Source organism: Paenibacillus sp. AR247, from assembly GCF_002968895.1.
Lineage (GTDB): Bacteria > Bacillota > Bacilli > Paenibacillales > Paenibacillaceae > Paenibacillus_AQ > Paenibacillus_AQ favisporus.
On sequence record NZ_PCZT01000002.1, the window covers coordinates 19,542 to 25,177 of the forward strand.

At 54.4% G+C, this 5,636-nt stretch carries 6 protein-coding genes; 1 reads left to right on the forward strand and 5 read right to left on the reverse strand.

Translation table 11 applies throughout. The annotated features are described in order from the left end of the window. Positions 1 to 210 precede the first annotated feature (210 nt). Together yjbM and CPT76_RS00395 are read right to left on the reverse strand one after the other, a co-directional pair. The gene (gene yjbM / locus CPT76_RS00390) at positions 211 to 1,059 is read right to left on the reverse strand and encodes a GTP diphosphokinase (RefSeq protein ID WP_105441562.1); all 849 of its coding nucleotides are present in this window, start codon (positions 1,057 to 1,059) and stop codon (positions 211 to 213) included. A 24-nt stretch (positions 1,060 to 1,083) separates the two neighbouring features. Beyond that, positions 1,084 to 2,178, reverse strand: a complete 1,095-nt coding sequence (locus CPT76_RS00395) for a quinone-dependent dihydroorotate dehydrogenase (protein WP_105441866.1) — start codon at positions 2,176 to 2,178, stop codon at positions 1,084 to 1,086. A 188-nt stretch (positions 2,179 to 2,366) separates the two neighbouring features. On the opposite strand from CPT76_RS00395, the gene CPT76_RS38630 reads away from it, so the two are divergent. Then, positions 2,367 to 2,501: a hypothetical protein gene (locus CPT76_RS38630; RefSeq protein ID WP_258167940.1), complete on the forward strand. Its 135-nt coding sequence runs from the start codon at positions 2,367 to 2,369 to the stop codon at positions 2,499 to 2,501. A 64-nt stretch (positions 2,502 to 2,565) separates the two neighbouring features. Here the strand turns inward: CPT76_RS38630 and CPT76_RS00400 are convergent, their stop codons facing one another. The 3 genes from CPT76_RS00400 to CPT76_RS00410 all read right to left on the reverse strand — a co-directional run. Beyond that, positions 2,566 to 4,017, reverse strand: coding sequence for a L,D-transpeptidase (locus CPT76_RS00400; RefSeq protein WP_105441563.1), 1,452 nt, complete (start codon positions 4,015 to 4,017; stop codon positions 2,566 to 2,568). Positions 4,018 to 4,144: 127 nt separating this feature from the next. Next, positions 4,145 to 4,387: a ferredoxin gene (locus CPT76_RS00405; protein ID WP_105441564.1), complete on the reverse strand. Its 243-nt coding sequence runs from the start codon at positions 4,385 to 4,387 to the stop codon at positions 4,145 to 4,147. A 165-nt stretch (positions 4,388 to 4,552) separates the two neighbouring features. Then, positions 4,553 to 5,636: Y-family DNA polymerase (locus CPT76_RS00410; protein WP_105441565.1), on the reverse strand; the 1,084-nt coding region annotated here is incomplete at its 5' end.

Sequence of the window (5,636 nt, forward strand, 5' to 3'; positions counted from 1 at the left end):
ATGTGCTTCATCATCCTGTCTTTTAAATATTAAATCGTTGGCCGGACCCCATTGTATCAGCCCTCGACCATACAAACAACCCGCTGCGCATGATCGGCAGCGGGCTGAATCCGAATGTTATGCTTCATCGGAAGGATCGTTTTTCTTTAGATCATGGCTGTAAGATTTCAAGGATACTGAAACATCTCATGATCGCAAGAAAAATTTCCGCTAATCTCGGTCTGTCTCCTGTGAGAATACGTCGATAGAACTTTTCTTATAGGCCGCCATCAGTTCCCGTACCTCGTCGAGGAGCTGTCTCATACTCTCCATGTCATGAGGCTTGCCTGGCTCAGTCTGGGACCAGATTTGATTGAACCGTTCCTGGAACGCCATCGCCTCGTTCACCAGATGATAGAAGTAGAGCTGATGGATCATCGCCAGCAGCGTAGAGGTCACGTTGGAATCGTCCTCAAACTGCTTCTGCGCCTCAAGGATATCCTCACGGATGCTCGACATTTCGTTATCCAGCACGGATGCCGCTTCGGCCGCGGTCTGCAGCCGCTTGCGGATGTTCTCCGGAAGGCTCTCCCGGTACTTATAGCTGAGCGAATGCTCGATCGTCGCCCAGAAATTCATCGCGAGCGTGCGGATTTGGATCTCCGCCAGCACCGGTTTTTGACCAAGCGCCGTCTGAACCGGGTACTCCACGATCATATGAAAACTGCGGTAGCCGCTTTCTTTATAATTCGTAATATAATCCTTTTCATACAGTACCGTCAGATCCTTCCGCTTGCGAATATATTCGGCCACGCGGCGGATATCCTCGACGAACTGGCACATGATCCGGATGCCGGCGATATCCTCGATCCCTTGCTCCAATTGGTCCATTGGAACGTTAAGCCGCTTCGCCTTGTCCAGAATGCTCGATATTTTCTTGACGCGTCCGGTCACGAACTCGATCGGGGCATATTCCTCTCTCTTCTTCAGTTCCGCACGCATCGTCTTGAATTTGACTTTCAGTTCCTCAACGGTTTGTTCATACGGTAGTAGAAACAATCCCCAATCTCTGCCGTCCATTCACATGCCTCCTGTCTGTCTCCCTCAGTGATGGTCTGCCCCCACAGCCTCGGAGATATGGGCAAAGCCGTCACGACGCAAAAGCTCTCTCAGCCCGGCGTTGATTTTCCGGTTGATTTCGGGTCCTTCATATATAAGGGCAGTATAAATTTCCACCAGGCTAGCACCCGCCCTGATCTTCTCATAAGCATCTTCAGCCGTAAAAATGCCGCCGGAACCGATGATCGGCAGCTTGCCGCCCGTCTGGCGGTATACCCGGGATACGACCTCCGTGGAACGGATACGCAGCGGTCTGCCGCTTAGTCCCCCGGTTTCCCTGGCGTTCGGATGGCTCAGCCCTTCCCTCCCGATTGTGGTGTTCGTGGCGATAATGCCGGAGATCCCGCTCGGAGCCAGCGCGTCGACCATTTCTTCCAGCTCGCCGTCGCTCACATCAGGCGCAATTTTCACCAGAATATGCTTGGACTCCCCGTGCTTGGCGGCTTGTGCCCGCATCTCTTCCATAATATGCCGGACCAATGTCGAAAGTTCGCTGCCGTATTGCAGATTGCGCAAATCCGGCGTATTCGGCGAGCTGATGTTAACCACAAAAAAATCCCCGTACGGATACAGGGTACGCAGGCATTCCTGATAATCCTTATAGGCTTCCTCGTTCGGAGTTACTTTATTTTTGCCGATGTTCACGGCGACCGGGATCCGGCGGTTCTTGATGGCCGCCAGCCGCTTGGCCATCGCCTCCGCTCCCTCGTTGTTGAATCCCATCCGGTTCACAAGCGCCTCATCGGGTGGAAGGCGAAACAGGCGGGGCTGCTCGTTGCCCGGCTGTCCCTTCGGCGTCACCGTGCCAACCTCCATAAAACCAAAGCCGATGGAAGAAAAACCGTCGACCGCTGCCGCATTCTTGTCCAATCCTGCTGCAAGTCCAACCGGTGTCGGAAAATGTATGCCGAACAGATCCACTGCGAGGTCTGCCGTCTCGTTCACGCCGTACATGCTTCGCAGTAGGCCCGTTCCTCCCGGAAACGCGCCCGCGGAATGAAGTCCGCCGATGACCAAATGGTGAGCTTTCTCCGGATCCATTTTAAAAAATATCGGTTTTGCCAAATTTCGGTACAGCACCAGCCAATCTTCCTCTCCATGCACATTGTTGTCTCTATCCTTCAGTTTATCCTTAATCGGTATAAAAATAAAGTTTTTTGCCTGATCGAACCGGCTGGCTCCAAGCCCTTCTCCTGCTGGTATTTTACATTGAAAGCCATTACAATGAGGGTAAGATTGAATCTGATTAGGAAAGAAGGTAGAACGTCATGGCAACCAAGCGCAAACCGCCGACGCTTCAGCAGAAAAAGGACGAAGTCAACCGGAGGGCGTTGCTTTGGGTCGGGATCGGCCTGCTTTTGCTCATTCTGCTCATTTCGGTTCTGATTATTTTCAACGTGTAAATTTTTAAATTCTATAATCTAACGCATTTTCATTTGGGACAAGCCTTTCTGCCAAGGCTGCGGTTCACAGCCAGTGATACGTCTGACGGGGGTTCGTCTGATCCTGCTTCGGCTTCGTAAGGAATCTTTCCTTCGGCACGAGCGGCAGATCAGGCAGAACCCCCTTGCTTATGAGTACAGGGGTTCCCAGCGGTACGAGATCAAAAAGCTCCTCGATGTCCGCCCTGCTCATGCGGATGCAGCCCATGGATTCGTCCTTGCCCACGCTGTCCGGTTCGTCCGTGCCGTGAATCGCGTAATTGGTATCCGACAGCTGCATGCCCCGGCTTCCAAATTCGCCGTCATCCCGGCCGTTCGGATTCATCACCTTGATCGATATTTTGTATTTTCCCTCCGGCGTACGCTCTCCCCCCAGTCCAACCTTATAACTGCGGATGAGCTTATCCCCGCTGACTACGGCCAGACGGTGCGCCGCTTTATCGACGATAATTTCGAGCCGCTCCTGCAAAAAGGGCTCCTGCCCCCATGTCGAAGCAAACGGAGACGACGGCGTATTGGCACCGGATGCCGTTTCACCGCTCCCTCCCTCTTGTCCCTTAGAGGAACTTCCGCCGGATTGCATCCATTCGGCCATCGGGGCAAACGCCTCCTGCATCCGCGGCGTCCGCCCCGAAACCCAATTTTCCGGAAACGGCCGCGTCAGATCGTTCACGGACTTCGGCAGGGCTCCGTTCTTTTCCCGGTAGGCGGCCATGGCGCTGTACAGCAAAGCCAGCTCTTCCTGCTCCAGGGTCCATTTCGCGGCAGCGGACTGCAATGCTTCCTGATCCTGCGGTTTGCATGCGCAATCTTTGGCATTATAGGACTGATAGGTCATCTTTCCTTTCCCGCCGGAAAGCATCGTATAAGAGACTGGCAGATCACGCGACCACAGCAGCCATTTTCCCTGCCGTTTCATGGTCAGGACCGCCAAGCGGTTCCTGGATTCCTGCGCGATTGACATTTCATCCGCTAGCAGGTGCGCCTTGCCGTCCCCATCGTCCTCGCCCAGTGCGGTAAACACCGTGCCAGATGCAGGCTGTCCGTCTTCTGCCGCAGCCCCCTCGCCTTTACCCGTATCCTTTTTCTCCGCCATATCACCTGCTGCTGCAGCCGCCTGCACTTCTTCCCCGGAGTTCGTTGATTCTTCTGCCAGGTTCTGCCGCTGCGGCGATTCCACCGATGGAATCAGCACCAGAATGAGAATCATCAAGGCAACCGCCGCCCGGCGGATCCGCCGCCGCTTCCGCTCCGCATCCTCGGCCTGCTTCAGCAGCTTCTGTTCGTATTCCAGCCAAATATCCGAAGGCACCCGGCTCGTTTCAAAGGCTTCATAAATTCCGCCCGACTGGTTAAAGCAGTAGTTGGCTTTCCCCTGCTGCCCGCTTTTTTCATATTCCTTCCCCAGCAAATACCATCCCATTTTATTGTCCGGATGCATCTGAACGTATTTTTTGAGATAGAGCGAATTCTTCAACGGTAACCTCCATGCGCAAAAGTTCTTTCTATTTATATCGGCACGCAGAAAACAAAAAAACATCCCCCTCGAGGCCTATTCGGCCGGGGGATGCTTTCAGACATAGGCGTAAGCATGAAGCGTTGCTTCAGCCTTCTTTATGAAAAGGGCAGTCCGCGATCTTGATGGAATCCGTCGGGCAGCCGTCAACGGCATCCTGCAAGTCATCGTACATCTCTTCAGGAATTTCGGTGTTGCCTGTGTTGTTGTCGCCGCCGTACACGACTTCGGCCAGCCCCTCGTCGTCGTAATCGTAAATATCCGGAGCGGTTGCGCCGCAAGCGCCGCACGCGATGCAGGTATCTTTCTCAACCCAAGTATATTTGGCCATGGCTCTCCTCTACCTTTCTATTTATCTATATAAATGATCTATCCAAAAAAACGAAATGTTCTCCACTATAGCAGCAAAACCATATTTATATGGTAACGCAAATTTCGCCATCTCTTCAATGACAAAAATCACATATTTTCGTTTCGTGACTTTCGCCCTAGCCGCCTACGGAAGATCCTCGTCGCGCTTATCGGCAAAATCCATCTGCAGCGACGTTCCCCGCACCCGGTGGTTGCGCAGCAGCGCCGACGGATCGTCGCCGAGCATCCCCGCGGTAACGACGGCGTTCTCCCCAAACTTGTTCCGCAGCTCGTCCATGATCTTCGTCAGGGACTCCTTCTTCGGCTGCTTCTCATAGCTGAACAGATCAAGCTGGATCGCCGACTCCTCCTTCGGCACCAAGTGCTGCAGCGTAACGCCGAGCAGCCTGACCGGCTTGTCCCAGCTCCAATGCTCCGCATACAGCTTGCGCGCCGCCTCGTAGATGTCCTCGGCATTTTCGGTCGGGGCAGGCAGCACGCGGGCACGCGTGATCGTCTTCATATCCGGCGTCCGGATCGTGATCTGCACCCCGCCTGCGACCAGTTCCTTCCTCCTTAAGCGCCGGGCCACCTGATCGCTCAAATTGAGCAGCACCCGGTTCACATCTTCCTTGGCGCTGATATCGTGAGGCAGCGTCGTCGTATGCCCGACCGATTTGCTCTGCTCCCGATCCTCCACCACCGGAGAATGGTCAATACCGTTCGCCGCCTGCTTCATCCAGGCTCCCACGACCCCGAACACGCGGATCAGCGCTTCTTCGTCCGTGCGCGCCAGCTGGCCGATCGTATGGATGCCGATTTTGCGCAGCTTCTCCGCCGTTTTGCCGCCGATTCCGAACAGCTCTCCGCAGGGCTTGTTCCACAGCACGTTCGGCACATCGCGGATGCGAAGAACCGAGATGCCGTTCGGCTTTTTCATATCGGAGCCCATCTTGGCCAGCAGCTTGTTCGGGGCGATCCCGATAGAGCACGGCAGCCCGAGCTCCTCATAGATCCGCCGCTGGATTTCCTCGGCAATGTGCTGGGGCGTCCCGAACTGCTTCGATCCGGTAATATCGAGATAGCATTCGTCAATCGAAGTCGCCTGCATCAGCGGCGTATAGGAATAGGCGATTTTCATAAACGCCTTGGAGTATTTGCGGTATAAATCAAAATCAGGCTTGATGACGATCAGCTCCGGGCACAGCTTCAGCGCCCGGGTGACCAGC